Annotated in this window: 13 protein-coding genes; 3 read left to right on the top strand and 10 right to left on the bottom strand. The window is 48.9% G+C overall.

The window, feature by feature from the left end; genetic code table 11:
* The first annotated feature begins 233 nt into the window (after positions 1–233).
* Entirely contained in the window at positions 234–2138 is a 1905-nt protein-coding gene (locus tag QUW60_RS11025) for a tetratricopeptide repeat-containing sensor histidine kinase (RefSeq protein ID WP_289560486.1), read from the top strand.
* Positions 2131–2766: a LuxR C-terminal-related transcriptional regulator gene (locus QUW60_RS11020; protein WP_289560484.1), complete on the top strand. Its 636-nt coding sequence runs from the start codon at positions 2131–2133 to the stop codon at positions 2764–2766. The genes QUW60_RS11025 and QUW60_RS11020 overlap by 8 nt, the downstream gene beginning before the upstream one ends.
* Before the next feature lie 241 nt (positions 2767–3007).
* Here QUW60_RS11020 and QUW60_RS11015 read toward each other — a convergent pair whose 3' ends face one another.
* Both QUW60_RS11015 and QUW60_RS11010 read right to left on the bottom strand, forming a co-directional pair.
* Complete coding sequence (locus QUW60_RS11015; protein ID WP_258337349.1) at positions 3008–3487, bottom strand: S-ribosylhomocysteine lyase; 480 nt, start codon at positions 3485–3487, stop codon at positions 3008–3010.
* Positions 3488–3492: 5 nt separating this feature from the next.
* Positions 3493–4188, bottom strand: coding sequence for a 5'-methylthioadenosine/adenosylhomocysteine nucleosidase (locus QUW60_RS11010; protein WP_258337350.1), 696 nt, complete (start codon positions 4186–4188; stop codon positions 3493–3495).
* Positions 4189–4285: 97 nt separating this feature from the next.
* On the opposite strand from QUW60_RS11010, the gene QUW60_RS11005 reads away from it, so the two are divergent.
* Positions 4286–6787, top strand: coding sequence for a glycosyltransferase family protein (locus tag QUW60_RS11005; RefSeq protein WP_289560480.1), 2502 nt, complete (start codon positions 4286–4288; stop codon positions 6785–6787).
* 5 nt (positions 6788–6792) lie between these two features.
* Here QUW60_RS11005 and QUW60_RS11000 read toward each other — a convergent pair whose 3' ends face one another.
* The 8 genes from QUW60_RS11000 to wzx all read right to left on the bottom strand — a co-directional run bounded on the left by QUW60_RS11000 (position 6793) and on the right by wzx (position 15391).
* Positions 6793–7542: a glycosyltransferase family 2 protein gene (locus QUW60_RS11000; RefSeq protein WP_289560478.1), complete on the bottom strand. Its 750-nt coding sequence runs from the start codon at positions 7540–7542 to the stop codon at positions 6793–6795.
* Positions 7535–8800: a glycosyltransferase family 4 protein gene (locus tag QUW60_RS10995; protein WP_289560476.1), complete on the bottom strand. Its 1266-nt coding sequence runs from the start codon at positions 8798–8800 to the stop codon at positions 7535–7537. Before QUW60_RS10995 ends, QUW60_RS11000 begins: the two co-directional genes overlap by 8 nt.
* Positions 8801–8869: 69 nt before the next feature.
* The gene (locus tag QUW60_RS10990; protein ID WP_258337354.1) at positions 8870–9841 is read right to left on the bottom strand and encodes a glycosyltransferase; all 972 of its coding nucleotides are present in this window, start codon (positions 9839–9841) and stop codon (positions 8870–8872) included.
* Positions 9793–10908 (bottom strand): hypothetical protein, encoded by a 1116-nt coding sequence (locus QUW60_RS10985; protein ID WP_289560474.1) that lies wholly within the window; start codon positions 10906–10908, stop codon positions 9793–9795. Before QUW60_RS10985 ends, QUW60_RS10990 begins: the two co-directional genes overlap by 49 nt.
* Positions 10905–12011: a glycosyltransferase WbsX family protein gene (locus QUW60_RS10980; RefSeq protein WP_289560472.1), complete on the bottom strand. Its 1107-nt coding sequence runs from the start codon at positions 12009–12011 to the stop codon at positions 10905–10907. The genes QUW60_RS10985 and QUW60_RS10980 overlap by 4 nt, the downstream gene beginning before the upstream one ends.
* 5 nt (positions 12012–12016) lie before the next feature.
* Entirely contained in the window at positions 12017–12997 is a 981-nt protein-coding gene (locus QUW60_RS10975) for a glycosyltransferase family 8 protein (RefSeq protein ID WP_289560470.1), read from the bottom strand.
* A gap of 4 nt (positions 12998–13001) precedes the next feature.
* The gene (locus QUW60_RS10970) at positions 13002–13949 is read right to left on the bottom strand and encodes a glycosyltransferase (RefSeq protein WP_289560468.1); all 948 of its coding nucleotides are present in this window, start codon (positions 13947–13949) and stop codon (positions 13002–13004) included.
* Positions 13946–15391: an O-glycosylation flippase gene (gene wzx, locus QUW60_RS10965; RefSeq protein ID WP_258337359.1), complete on the bottom strand. Its 1446-nt coding sequence runs from the start codon at positions 15389–15391 to the stop codon at positions 13946–13948. The genes QUW60_RS10970 and wzx overlap by 4 nt, the downstream gene beginning before the upstream one ends.
* Positions 15392–15495: the final 104 nt, after the last annotated feature.

Genomic DNA, 15495 nt, shown 5'->3' with positions numbered 1-15495 from the left:
GATTTTGGCTGCATTATTGGGAAAACAGTATAGAAATTGTTCATTGGCACGTCGGAATGAATGATAATTTTTTGTGTAGAAGAATAAATAGTGTTTACTTTGCCTGTATGATAATATTGGATGGGGAATTAAGGTTCCGGCGAAGGAGATAGACTGTTTCATGCGTAGCGTGAAGAGGCTGATGTTTTCCCGGATCCGGACCGGCTCGGAGATATGAAAATAGAAATGATTCAATGATTACACATATGCAGACTTTGATATTTAGGCGCGTTGTTTTTCTGTTCTGCTGCTTTGTTTCGGCTGGTGCACTGGAGGCGGAAGAATGTCCGGTTGATACATTGCTGGTGCGTTTTTATGAAAAGGCCGCTACGTTGATGGGGGAAGGTGAATACGATTCAGCCCAATATTATTTTGACAGGGTCTTCTCGATTCCAGAAGTGGAGAGATCCTCCGTTTATCCTGTTTTGCTGAATGAGCAGGCTACTCTTTTTATCTATGTGGGGGAGGAGGAAAAGGCCTTTGAGATGAAAAAGCGGGTATTGCCCTATCTTCCCCGTGTGGACGATTTGGAGAAACACATCAGCGTTTACAATGATTTGGGTATTCTCTACCGCAGGAAACACATGCAAGACTCGGCTGTTTATTATTATAATAAGGCGCTTGATGTTGCCTTACGTTATGATGACGAGAGTTGGCTGGCCCATCTGAACATGAATCTTAGTGTCTTTTATTTTAACCTCAAACGGTATGATGATGCGGAAATCTGTATTGACCGTGCGCTGGCGCATGCATTGAAGACTGACGACAAATACGTGACGTTTTGTGTCTGGCAGGTAAGAGCAAGCATTAAGATGGAAGCGGGTAAGACAGATGAGGCCGGACACTCTATTCGGGAGGCATGGAGGCTGGCTTCCGAGGGGGAGGGGACCCCGGAATGGCAGATAAGATGCACCCCCGGGCTTTTTCGTTTTTTCGGCCAGAAGAAACAGAATGATTCGATAGATTATTATCTCCGTCTTGGAAACAGCCTGCTGGAGAAGCTGCCTGAAACTTCTATTCCGGTAATCGGCTTTATCCAGGCTAGGGCGAAGGTGTATCTGGAACAAGGCCGGTATACCGAAGCATTGAATGATTTCCTATGGCTCAGAGGAAGGTCGACGGGTACGGATTTCCACACATTGTTTGATGCCATGGCGCATTGCTATCATGAGTTGGGGATGCATCAAAAGGCATTCGTTTATATGGACAGTGCACGTATGTGGACCGATTCGCTAGTGGTGAAGAACCTGGCGGAGCAGATGGCTCAGTTTGAGGCCAGATATCATGCGCAGGAGCAGGAGTTGAAAATCAGCCGCCTCCAGGAGCAGGTGCTGGAGAAAGAAACGGAGGTCTTGAAGGTTGCCGTGTCGCTGACGGTGGTGCTGGCTTTGGTTATTGTGGTCTTGCTGGCGGTGCGCCAAAAGCAGAAGACAGCTGAGCGGAGAGTGGAACGGCTGAAGCAGGAAAAAGAACTGGAATCCGCGCGGCGTTATATTGAAGGTCTGGAGGTGGAATGCAGGCGCTTTGCATGTGAACTGCATGATGGCATAGCCAACGAGCTGTTGGGGCTGCAGCTGAAGATTGAAGGAGCTTCTTCCGGCGTATCTCCGCTGGAACTGTCTGGAGAAATCGGAAAGTTGCGCGAAGAAGTAAGGACGATTTCGCATGAGTTGATGCCTCCGGAGTTTGAACTGACTGGACTTGATGAGATTCTTTCCCGATATGCTGAGGCGGTGAGCCGTAATGTGGGATGTAAAGTAGTCTATCATTCTGAAATGGAATATGGAGGGGACGAGATTCCTTCCCGGACGGCATATGAATTGTACCGTATCGTGCAGGAACTTACCATGAATTCCGTGAAGCATTCCAATGCGACAACGATTGAGATTTCCCTGCATTCCGAGGCTTCCGGCCGTTGTCGGCTGCAAGTAACTGACGACGGACAAGGCATGACCGGGAATTCTGAGGAAGATCACCAAGGTATCGGATTGCGTACGGTCAGTGAGAGGGTGAAAGCCATCCAGGGTCATTTGGATTTTGAAACATCAGTAGGGGGAAGTGTTTTTATCCTTACATTTAATTTGTGCGGAGATGAGTGAGCAAGGATGGCAAGTGCTGGTGGTGGATGATCATCCTATCGTATGTGAGGGGGTGAAGAGGATTGTCCTGCAGCGGAAGAATGTTTCTTGTACGGGGGTTTCCGATGCAGAAACTCTTGAGAAATTGCTTGACAAGGTGTTCGACATGTATATCATCGACCTTGAATTCCCGGGGATAGACAGTCGGAAGCTCGTTTCTTGTCTGCGGAAATACGCTCCCCGGTGCCGCATCCTGATTTATTCTATGCATGACGAGCCTTGGGTGGCATCCAGATTGTCGGATTTGTGTATAGATGGAGCTGTTTCCAAGAATTCCGATGTAAGCGAATTGTGCAAGGCGGTTGACATTCTGCTGGAGGGGGGTACTTATTTTGATCGGGTTTTTTTGCCGGCCAGGCAAAAGAAGAATTGTCTTGCAGATGAAACGCACGTTGTAGTGCCTGAGCTGTCTTCTCGTGAAAAGGAGGTTCTGGTCTGCCTGTCACAGGGAATGAGCACATCTGAAACGGCGGAACGGCTTTTTATAAGTCCGAATACAGTGAAGACGCATCGGAAACATCTCATGGAAAAACTGGAGGCGAAGAATGTTGCGGAACTGATAGCCAAATGGAAGAGATGGCCGCTGTAGTGCGAATGGAAGCGGCGTGCCGGTTCGGCGGAATTTTTATAAAAACAGAAGAAAGAATAACAGTGCGATTCTATTTTCCAACATTTCGCAGAAAAAACTGCAAACCGCAGTGTGGCTTGTATGTTTGACACTGTGGTTTTTGTATTCCACATCGTGGTTTGTATAGACCACGATGCGGATTAAACTTTTTTCGCCGGAATCCAACCGTTCAAAACGGCATTTTTCCGGATTTGAATGCTTGTCATTGCGGGTAGTTGAGATTGTCTTCCGTAAGCTTTTCCAGCACTTCGTGCAGAAACTTGTCCGCTTCCCACTTAGCCATGGGCAGATTCATCATCAGATAGTTTCCGCAGTCTTTTGCGCTGGCTCCGGGAATCTCTCCTTCAAAGCCGGCGATAAAGCGGAACGTTTCTTTCATCAGATCCACAATGTCTTCGGAGCGCAGGTCGCCTTTCATCACCAGGTAATTCCCGGTAAGGCATCCCATCGGGCCCCAATAAATAACCTTGTCAGCCCACACCGGATGGTTGCGCAGGAATGTTGCGGCCAGATGCTCGATGGTGTGGATGGCTGCCGGACTCAATGCCGGCTCTCTGTTCGGCTCTTTCATGCGGATGTCGAATGTGGTGACGGTTTCGTTGCCCACTTCGTCTTTGCGCGACACATAGATTCCCCGCAGCAGCCGGATATGGTCGATTGTAAAGCTTGGTATTTTTTTCATGACGGTTATAGTTTGTTCGGTAATGCTTTTAAGAAAGTTTCGGTTACATGGAACGAGCGGTCGGCCATTTCGCCCCAGAAGTTCAGGTACTGCTCGAAGTGCTTGTCTGCTCCCGGCGTGTCGCTGATGATGCGGAAGCTGATGAACGGAACTTTATAGAGATAACATATCTGGGCGATGGCAGCCGATTCCATGTCTACGGCCAGCCCTTCGGGAAAGTTTTTCTTTATCTCGTTCAGTTCGCTGCGGTCGGTGATAAACTTGTCGCCCGTGCAGACCAGCCCTCCGTGTATCGGAGTTTCGGTATCAAGCGAGAGCGCGCACTCGTATAGTGTTTCGTTGCCCTGGAAGAAAGCGGGAAGTCCCTGTATTTGTCCGTAGGCGTTGCCTTCTCCGCACCATACATCATGGTAGACTATTTGCCGGCTTGCCACCACATCCATGATGTTCAGGCACGAGTCGATTCCTCCGGCCACTCCGGTGCTGATGATGCAGTCGGGCTGGAAGTTCCGTATCAGTTCCACGGTTCCTGCCGCAGCGTTTACTTTTCCGATTCCGCATTGCGTGAGGATTACTTCGTTCCGTCTGATAGCTCCTTCGATATACGAGAACGGACCCTTCTTGCTTTCTGTCTTGTCCTCAAGTTGGTTGGCCAGCTGTTTCTGTTCGGAAGACATGGCCGTAATGATTCCTATTTTCATGTATTCAAATGATTTTCGGGGCAAAGTTACTATTTTTCATGGACTATTGTGTTATCTTTGCCGATTGAAAATATAAACCTAATAAACAGTTGTTCTTATGAAAGGATTAAAGAGAATTCTTCCGGATATTGCGGCGATTGTGCTCTTTGCGCTTATTTCGTTCGCATACTTCTGTCCGGCAGTATTTGAGGGGCGGATCCTTGCCCAGCATGACGCGGTGGCCGGCATCGGCTCGGGGCGTGAAATGCAGGAATATCTTGAACATACAGGGGAGCGGACACGCTGGACAAATGCGATCTTCGGAGGAATGCCGACTTACCAGATGGCGCCCAGCTATGACTCTACTGACACGCTGAATGTTGTGCAGAAGCTGTATCATCTGTACTTGCCCACTTACGTGTGGTATGTTTTTGTGATGCTGCTCGGATTCTATATACTGCTGCGTGCCTTTGACTTCAAGGTGTGGATGTCGGCACTGGGGGCTATCGTATGGGCTTTCTCGTCTTATTTCTTCATAATCATAGCAGCCGGACACATATGGAAGTTTGTCACATTGGCCTATATACCGCCTACCATAGCCGGTATGGTGCTGGTTTACCGGGGGAAATATCTTGCAGGAGGAATCGTTACGGCATTGTTTGCGGCTTTGCAGATTGTGTCGAACCATCTGCAGATGACCTACTACTTTTTGTTCGTAATGCTTTTTATGGCCGTAGCCTACGGAGTGATTGCCTGGAAGGAGAAGCGTTTCGCCTCTTTTGTCAAAGGTACGGGCATTCTTGCTCTTGCGGGTGTGCTGGCGGTATGTGTCAATCTTTCCAATCTGTACCATACCTATCAGTACAGTAAGGAGAGTATGCGCGGCAAGAGCGAACTGGTGAAGGAACAGTCTTCCAACCAGACCGGGAGCGGACTGGAGCGGGATTACATCACTCAATGGAGCTACGGGATCGGTGAAACGTTTTCACTGCTTGTGCCCAACGTGAAGGGCGGAGCCTCTGTACCGCTGGCTCAGAACGAAAAAGCGATGAAAAAGGCCGACCCTGCCTATATCGGTCTTTACGGCCAATTGGGACAGTACTGGGGGGAGCAGCCCGGAACGTCCGGTCCGGTTTATGCGGGAGCGTTTGTCATGTTCCTGTTTGTGCTTGGCCTGTTTGTCGTGAAGGGGCCGATGAAGTGGGCCTTGCTGGCAGGTACGGTCTTCTCGGTTCTTCTGTCTTGGGGCAAGAACTTCATGGGGCTGACCGATTTCTTCATCGACTACGTGCCGATGTATAACAAATTCCGTGCTGTATCTTCTATTTTGGTCATCGCTGAGTTTACGATACCTTTGCTTGCCATGATGGCCTTGAAGGAAGTGGTTCAGCGTCCGCAATTGTTGAAAGAACGTCCGAACGTGTTTTACGGGAGCTTTGTCCTGACTGGCGGCATTGCCTTGCTGTTTGCTCTGGCTCCTGCTTTCTTCTTCCCTTCGTATGTGTCCTCGGCTGAGATGAGCGCGCTTCAAAGCGCAATCCCTTCTGACCAGCTGGCTCCGCTTCTGCTGAATCTGGAAGAGGTGCGTAAGTCAATCTTTACTTCTGACGCATGGAGAAGCTTCTTTATCGTTTTGATTGGCGCCGTTTGCCTGTGGTCGTATTGTGCCGGGAAACTGAAGGCGAAACCTCTTATCGGTCTGCTGGCGCTGTTGTGTCTGATAGACATGTGGAATGTGAACAAGCGTTACCTGTATGACGGGCAGTTTGTGGCAAAAGGCACAGAGATGCAGCCTTTCCTCCAGCCTTCGGAAACGGACAAGCTGATTCTGCAGGACAAGTCGCTTGACTACCGTGTGCTGAATCTGTCGACAAATACCTTCAACGAAAACAACACGTCGTATTGGCATAAAAGCATAGGCGGTTATCACGCGGCAAAACTGCGCCGTTATCAGGAAGTGATTGATGAACATATCCAGGGAGAGATGGCTTCTTTGTACAAGGAGATTCAGGCAACGAACGGCGATTTGGCGTTGTCCGGCGATTCGTTGACACCGGTTCTGAACATGCTCAACACCCGTTACATCATTGTCCCTCTGCAGGGAGGGGCCACGGCTCCGTTGTCTAATCCTTATGCTTTGGGGAACGCATGGTTTGTTGATGAGGTGAATTATGTGGATAATGCCAATGAGGAAATCGAAGCCCTGCATCATGTCAATCCGGGAAAGGTGGCTGTGGTAGACAAGAAGTTTGCTGCAGAGGTCAGGCAGGAAACGAATGCCGGCGACAGTCTGCGTAGCGTGAAGCTGGTCAGCTATGAACCGAATCTGTTGAAATATGAGGTCAATTCAGAAAAAGGCGGAACGCTTGTGTTCGCAGAAATCTATTATCCCGGCTGGCGTTCGTATATCGACGGCGAGCCAGCCGTTCACGGGAGAGCCGATTACATCTTGCGTGCGATGAATGTTCCGGCAGGCAAGCATTCGGTAGAGTTTGTATTCGATCCCGTATCCTTGCACGCAACCGAAACTGTTGCTTTCATAGCGCTGGGACTTCTGGCTATAGGGCTGCTTGCTGTTATTCTCCTGCAAGTGCGTAAGTGCAAACGGCAGCAGAGCTGACCGGGCTATTTCTTGGTGATTGCCCGGACGGCAAATCCCAGATGGCGCAATACGGTCGGGATGTATCCGTAGTATTTGCACATGATGCGGAACCGTTCCTTTAATGATGCCTTGTGGTTGCGTGTCGTCATTCCTTCGTTGAGATAGTCTATAAGAGTCAGATGTGTATTATGAAGCGTCTGGCTCTTTTTCATGATGCGGATGCACCAGTCAAAATCTGCGGAGAACCGGTATCTTAGATCGAAAGGTTCTGCCAGGTCACGCCGTGCGAAAAAGGCCTGATGGCATACCAGCATGCCGCTTTTGAAGCTTTTCCATGTGAGGTGCTCCGGAGCCGACAGGCGGCGCATGCGCACGAAGTGCCCTTCTTCGTCTACAATGGCTGTTTCGCCGTACAGCACGTCAGGCAAGGTGCTTTCTGTAATGGAATGCACCATCAGCAGCAAGGTGTCATCCTCATGCAGTTCATCCCCCGCATTCAGAAAACAGATGTAGTCGCCCGTCGCCTGTTTGATTCCCTTGTTCATTGCATCATACAGCCCTTTGTCCGGTTCGCAGACGACCTTGTGTATATGAGGCCTGTACTGTTCGATGATTTCCAGTGTCCGGTCTTTTGATCCTCCGTCAATGATGATGTACTCCAGATTCCTGTATGTCTGGGTGATGACACTTTGTATGGTATCTTCCAGCGTTGCTCCGGCATTGTATGTAACAGTGATGATAGAGAACTTGGGATGAAGACGGGTGTTATGCATTGTTCGCTGTAATGTGGTTATATATTTTTATGTATTGGTTGGCAATGGTTGCTTCCGAATAGGTTGTGGCCGCTTTTCGCCGTGCCTCCGAGCTGAGCGTTTCGTAATTGCCTTCAGTGAGTGTCCAACTGATGCCATTGGCCAGATCCTTTGCCGATTTATACTGGGCAACATATCCGTTGTGCAGGTGGTCGATCATCTGCGGTATTCCGCCGACGTTAAAGCCGATGCAGGGTACTCCGCAGGCCATTGCTTCTACGATGGTGTTGGGCAGGTTGTCTTGAAGCGACGGAGTTACATACAGATCTGCTGCATTGTAGATGTTCGCCAGCTCCTTTTCATTGCTGACATAGTTCATGTTGTAGATAGGAAAAGGGAATAAGGATGTGTATTGTTCGGCATGGCTTCCCAGCACGATAACGGCCAGCCGGCCGCTTAGTTCCTGTTCGTCCCTTGCCAATATTCTGCATGCTTCAATCAGATAGTCTATTCCTTTTCGCTTGTCGGAGATTTTCATGGATCCGAATAGCAGGAGCGTTTTGTCGGCGGGAAGACGCAGTTTTTCCCGTATGGCTCTTTTGTGCGGCAGCGGGCGGAAGATGTTTGTATTTATGGCATTGGGAATATTGGTGACTGTCTGTTTCTGAAGGAGTGTGGCCTGTTTGGCAAGCGATTCCAGCCAGCGGCTGCACGCAACGAAAGTGATGGAAGCCTGTTCAAACAATTGCTGCTTTTTTCTGAAAATAGCGTGTGACAGGTCGTGCTTGTGCGGCTTCAGCAATAAGGGGCAGTTTCCGCAATGGGTTTTGTATTTGTCGCATTCAGACGAATAGTGGCATATTCCGGTAAACGGCCACATGTCATGCAGTGTCCATACGATGGGCTTTCCCGACTTTGTAATTCTTTTGATGTCTTCCAATGAAAGCATGCCTTGGTTTATCCAATGGAGATGGATGACATCCGCTTGGCGGAACTCGGGCAGGGAAGTGATGTCTGTACCGGTGTTGGCGATGTCGACGGCAAACAGGTTTTTCCGGTGAAAGCCGTTTGAAGCCCAAATGACGATGCGTTCCCACAGGAATTGCCAGATGCGTCTCCATGATTTCTTCAGTGCTACCACGGTAACCTGGTTTGTCTGTTTGTCGCGGACCAGCATTTTGGCCTTGATGCCATTGTTCTTTAAAGCCTCCATAAGGCGGCTTGCTGCAATGGCTGCTCCCCCGATTCGCTCTGAAGTATTGATAATAAGTACTCTCATAGGTTGTGTTTTCTTTCTGCTTGCAAAGTTAGAATTTTTTTGAGGATTATTTTTAGCTCCAAGGTGCATTTATGCTCCGAAATCCCCTTTTAGTGTGCGCTTGATGCGTCTGATGGCTTTGGCAAGGAAAGAGTTGGTCCGTGCATAGTAGCTGACATACGCTTGCCGGGCCTGCATGTTTTCTTCAATGGGCCGGATGGCTTTTACGGGCAATTCGTGCATATATAAGTTTGATGCGTAAAGGCCTCCTCCTCCGCAATTGGTTCCGCTGCCGTCAAATCCGTTGTTCTGCACCAATGACTTTCCGACATTCAGCGACAAAATGTCGTCCAGGAAAAGGGATGCATTCCAGCGGATAGCCCATGAATTGTTTTTTCCTTCGGTTTGTCTGCGCAGCATGCGGGTGTATCCGTATTTCCCGTTGAAATCGAAAGTATAGGTCAGTTTTCTTCTTTCCAGTTCAGCGAGCAGTGCTTTTCCGTCAGGGTTGAAGTGCTTCCATGCGCGTTTCCATGTTGCCCATCCCCAGCTGCCTGTCCACTTGATGAGGAACGTGTCTGGCAGGCCGGCAGCCTGCGTAAAGTCGCAAGCCTGTATGTGTCCGACTTTAGGCTCATTCTGATAAACCGTCAGAGCATCGTTCATGAATTTGAGAAAAAACGGAGCGACAATCAGATCGTCTTCCAGAACAATGACTTTCTCATATGTTTCTATTATTTCGCTTACTCCTGCAATGATGCTTTTGGCAAGGCCCCAGTTCTCATTTCTTTCCGTGATGTGAATTTCTTTGAAGCCTTTTATCCGGCGGATATATTTGCGCACTTCATCAACGGCACTACGGCTGCTTTCATCTTTTGCTTCATCGGAAAAGATGAACAGTTCACTCTGGCCTGCAAGGCTGTTTGCCAGCAGTGATTCGACTATATTGCGTGTGTGTGCCGGGCGGTTATATACGAAGAGTAATATCGGAGCGTAATTCTTGTCCATGGGTTTCATTTGATTTTGAAGAAACATAAACGGTCTGACAGTCTGTCGAACCATCCATACTTGCATGTCTTTCTGTTGTTTCTTTTTTCTGTCAGGCAATTGGAAAGAGATTGCAGCGGCGCTTCAAAGAAGTATCTGTCTACGACAGCACGCTGCTTGTCCAGCAGTTTTCTATATAACTCCGGGTTCCTTTCAATCTTGTCGATGAGGCTGACCGCCTCATCCATTGATTTTACGTTGCATTCGTCAATGATCAGTTCTTTGTGGATCACTTCATTGCGGTTCATTATGGCGAGTGAGCCTAACGATATGGCTTCAGCGACAGAGTTTCCCCTGATGCTTCGCCCTCCCATTTTCACAAAATACTTCGAGTCGTAAATGCATGTCAGGTTTTCGGCTATTCTTTGTCTGTGGAGTATTATCTGAAAGCCTTTGTCCTGCAATGGCTTGAAATGGGCGGGCACTTGGGTTACAGGCCGTTCTTTTGTCGAATTTATTTCCATGAATATTCCCTTTTTCTGCGATGGACGGTTCAATGCCCCTTTCATGATACGCTCCAGGGTGTTTCCGGCTACAAACGTATAGGGAAAATCCACAACTCCGCAATGTGCGGCGACAATGCCTCTTGCCATCTGGTTGAGCGTAATGTCATATCCGAAGCGTGCTTTTCTTGTAGCCATGTTCGCTTCTCCGATCATGTATCCGAAGAGTGTGTTCGGGTAACTCAAGACAAGATGAGTGGGAAGGCTTACGTTGATGGAAATGACAATGTCGTATTTTCCCCAGTCGATGTCATAGCAGCTGACGGCAAATTCCCCGTTTGCGTGAGAGCTTCCCGGCTGTTTGAACTCTTGTCCCGGAATCTTGTCCAATGTCTGGGTTTTCAGAAGATGCAGGTAAGGGGCGATGTGCGGGATGACCTTCCTGTAGATCTGCGTTTCCCGTTCCGGCTCTTCCTTTACGATATAGAAATCGGCTCCCAGCTCTGCCATTAGTCCGATTGGGCCTACTCTTCCTTGTGACGAGAATAAAATGCGTGCCGGATCATGTTCTTCATGAGAACATACGTATAAGTCCTGATAGACTTCCTGCTTTACGAGGGCTATTTTCAGTTTGTTCATAGTTGTTCCTTATTGGAGAAGTCAGTAATTGCTCTTTTTAAAGCCTCAAGATACCCTTTCCCGTATTTGAGGTCAGGTTCCATGTAGTTTCCTTCCGCCCATTCATTCCACGATTTCAGGAATACGATCCGATGTTCTTCCGGTTTGTCCTTTACATGCGCGAAAGCTGTCCGGACATGTTTTTCGAATTTCTCCGGCGTTGAGTTGATAAGGATGTGCGCTTTTCTCCCTGAACGTGGCGAGTGGTCCCAGTTGGGTATAATCGTAGGATAGCAGTCCTCTCTGAAGTCTTCTTTGCCGGAGAAGTATTTTGCGGCACGGCTGTACTCTACAGCCTGCCCCCGTTTGAAGAACAGCTTCATGATTTTCAGCCGCACCCTTTCCGCCAGCGAATAGTCGCGTTTGAAGAAGTGAAAGAGCCGGACCAGGTTGACTGCATCGAACCCCATCTCTTTCATCGGCTCAATGTCTTCTATATTTGCCGTATGCCCGATGAAATGAATCCCCTTCAGTCCGTTTTCAGCGGCCAGCTTTTGCCATAGAGCAATAAAATGAGGAGCGTCGGGCAATTCGAAAGCCGAATAGACCAGAAAGACCGGCTTTCCTTCCAAGCGGATATAGCGGTGGTCTTTAAATGCAGGCAATACCGAATGAAAATGCCGGATGTAGTCTTCATCTCCCGGATACAGTTGCTCCATCAGCATTCTGTGTGTTCCGTCCTTGCTGAACTGCTTGTCTTCCCAGCTGTGGTTCGCCCATCCCAGACAGAACGGGAAATCTGGCTTTCCGCTTTTCAGCACTTCTTCAAACGGACGCTTCAGCAGTTCCCTTCCGTTGCCGAACCAATAGTGCCAGTAGCAGAATCCCTCGATGCCATAGGCTTTGGCCATCTCAGCCTGTTCGATTCGGGTTTCCGGAACTCTCAGGTCATAATATCCCAGGTCGGCAGGAACTTTAGGCTGATAGTGTCCCTTGAACAGAGGCTTGGCCTTTCCTACATTGGTCCATTCCGTGAATCCCTTTCCCCACCACCGGTCGTTTTCGGGTGTGGGATGAAACTGAGGCAGATAAAAAGCGATGACACGTATTTTGTTTGTATCCATATCATTTACCGTTTAGTGCGAAGTTTTTCATTTGTTTTCTTGAGGAAACGTTTCAGGCTGTATTTGCGCAGTCTGCGGATTGCAAAGATAGGCAACATTTGCATAAAGTGCGAAACGCATCCGGATTCATTCAGATATTCAAACCATATCCGCTGCTTCATTACTCCCCAGCTGTTCCAAGGTTTCTTTTCACCTACATAATGGAGCTGGACCGGATGCTCCAATGCATGGGTGAACACTTTCCTTGCCTGTTCCTTATCTTTAGGAAAGCCGTCGTTGTCCTTATAGAATGCAGCTCCTTGTGCATACATTTTATAGTAGCTGTTGCATACGACATATTCAAGCGGCAGGTAGCGTATATCCGGCCAGCAGCACAATATGATCGTGTCCTGTTCCGGCAGGCAGAGGCGCGGATAGTTTTTCCTGTAGAAATCCGTCAGCCGTCTTTGCATGTCATTTTCCCGGATTGCCTTCAGGTTCATCAGCAAATAGCCGGCGGCTATTTCTTTCTTCAGCACTTCTGTTTCCGCGGCATTGAACTTGCCCTGATAGTTTTTCATCCGGTTGCTTTCCAGAACCTGTCCGACTCCTGCGAAGTAGAAGTTTTCGTCCGGAAACATGAAAAAGGAGGGAGAGATGTCATCCATGAACACCACATCAACATCCGAGCAAATAATACGGTCGTATTGGGGAAAGATCTCTGCGGCAATCAGCTTATAGTAGATTTCTTTGGAAAAATGCCCTTTTGCCTGTCGGATTTCCTCGCTGTCAAAGGCAGATGTGTCGATGAACTCAACCGAGGCATGGGGAAACCTGCCGACAACCTTTTCAATATTCCTCATGGATGACTCTGTTACGTCTGTGTGCAGCACATAAAGTCTGTAGCTGTATGCGCGGGAGGCGTGTTTCAAGAGAGAATGAAAGGCAACCTCCGCGGGCACGGCGTAATAGTTGTTGAATGTAAAGAATATAGGTATGATGTCCATGCTGTCAGTCTTTTAAAATATAGCATCCGTAATCGCGGATAAAATAGAGGGGGATAAAGAAAGCCCGGAGGCATTGTATGATTCCGGATTTGTCAGTAACCAGCTCCTTTCTGTGCCGCAGGCAAAGATAACATGTTTTGAGGATATTCCAAAGGCTGCCCCGGCTCATGAATAGGGCGGCCTTGTGCGTGTCTTTGTCGGCAAAATGGAGTCGGACACATAGCGTGAAGTATTTCCTTGTCGTTTCTCTGTTCTTCTTGAGAGATAAAGCTTTGACTGCGCGGATATATCCGTCCAGTTTGCTTTCCTGCCTTTTCTTTCCGGAGAAAGTTGCCGCATTGTCGTGCCTGCGCCACCTGACCAGCGGTTCGTTGATGTATCTGATGCGCCCGAGGCTTCTGCTTGCGGTATAGATGAAGTAGTCGTATGACAGGTTCAGTGTAAGGAACGGCTTGATCAGGCCGAGCACTTCTTTCCGGAACATGATCTGATGTCCGAAGCTTTGCGGCATCAGGAGGGCGGAAAGCGAGCTTGGATAGGCTGGCAGTTGTCTGGTGTGCAACTTTCCCAATGTTCCCTGCGAGTTGAACAGAACCGAGTTGTGGAATACCAGTGCATTCTCTTCCATCGCCCTTGCCAGAATCTCTATTTTTCTTTCACTCCAGATATCATCCTGATCGCAGCAGGCTATCAGTTCTCCGGATGCTTTGCTGCAGGCGTCGAAGAAATTGCGGTTGAACCCCAGTTGGCGGGAGTTCCGGAAAACCGTTATGTTCGCTTCGGGATACCGCTGCTGGTATTCTTCGGCTATGGCAACCGTTCCGTCTGTCGACCCGTCGTCCTGTACTATCAGTTCATGCAGCGGATAGGTCTGGCTCATCAGTGAATCCAGTTGCTCACGGAGGTATCTGCTTCCGTTGTAAGTGCACATGACCACAGAAACCGTTTTCATTTCTTTTTCTTGATTAAATATTGGATGCTTTCCTTGAATGTCACCGAGCCGCTTGCCCACATGACCGACGTGTAGATGGCGGCGGCAAACAGAATCTTGAGGAGGAGCGTGAGATAAATGTTTTCGGTGCATAAGCCGACTAGAAAGCCGGTCAGCAGCATGGTTCCTCCTGCGGTGAGGCAGAAAGGCAGGATGTCGGCTAGAGCCTCGAACAGGTTCAGGCGGATTTCTTTCCATACGAAATACTGCCACACGAACAGCCAGAGGATGTTTATCCCTATATAGCAGCGTATCATTACGGGAATGCCGTAAGGATGGCAGGCAATCATGGCCGCAACCTGTACCATTCCCTGGATGATGGTGTTCCACATGAAGATGTGTGACTTTCCCTTGCTTATGATCAGATTTGAATAGAGGCCTACAAGACTGGTAAAGGCGCTTCCGATGCACAGCATCTGCAGAATATGGGAACTTTCCGCCCATTTCGACGTGATGGCGATGGTTATCAGTTCTGTTGCAATCAGCGAGAGGCCGAACAGTGAAGGGAAGGCGAGAAAAGAGGTGAAGCGGAGCATCTTCCGGAATACGCGTTTCTGGCGTTCCTTTTCGTCGGCTACCTTAGCGAGAATCGGCTGTGCCACACCGTTTATCATCCCTGTGATGACCGAATATCCCATGTAGTTCCATTTGTTGGCCTGGTTGAAGTCGCCGACTTCTTTCTCTGAGTAGAATTTTCCGAGCACGACCGACAGTATGTTGTAGTTGATGTGGCCGAAAATGTTGGTGATGAGCAGGCGGCTGCTGAAGGACAGCATTCCCTTCAAGGGACTGAAGTCGATGCGGAAAGAAGGCCTCCAGGGAGAAAAATGCCAGTAGAGCGCAGTGACGGAAGCGACATATACGATGTTTTGTGTGGCGATGCCCCAATAGGCAAACCCGTTGAGCGCAAGAACGACTCCCACAGTGCCGGAGATGACGAGGCCTGCGAACATGGAAACGGCACGCTGTTTGACCATCAGATTCCGGAACATGTAGGCACTCTGGGCTGTCCCCAGGCTTGAGATGAAGAAGCCGAGAAACGAGTAGCGCGACAAAGCCTCAAGCTCGGGCGTGTTGTAGAACCTTGCGATCAGGGGAGCGGACAGCGACAGAAGCAGATAGAGGGTGAGGCCGGCCAGCGAACTGAACCAGAATACGGCATTGTAGTCTTCGTGCCGGATTGCCTTCTTGTTGGCCAGTGCAGCCGTAAACCCGCTTTCCTGAATCGAACTGGCGATAAGCGAGAAGATGCTCAGCATGCCGACCATTCCATAGTCTGCGCGCGAAAGGATGCGCGCAAGAAAAATTCCGAAGAAAAGGTTGAGCAGCTGCTGGGCTCCGTTGCTTAATCCTCCCCACAACAGGCCTTTTGCGGTCTTTTCCTTTAATGATTGTTCGGGCATATTGCAAGATTAAAAGATGAAACACAGATTAACGCAGATCAGCGCGGATTTTGTATGTTTAGAATCTGCGGAAATCTGCGTTAATCTGCGTTTCAGGATAAAAA

Source organism: Bacteroides gallinaceum, assembly GCF_030373775.1.
GTDB classification, from domain to species: Bacteria; Bacteroidota; Bacteroidia; order Bacteroidales; family Bacteroidaceae; genus Phocaeicola; species Phocaeicola excrementipullorum.
Note: the sequence above shows the minus strand (reverse complement) of the source record. Positions and strands in the feature narration are given on the sequence as shown.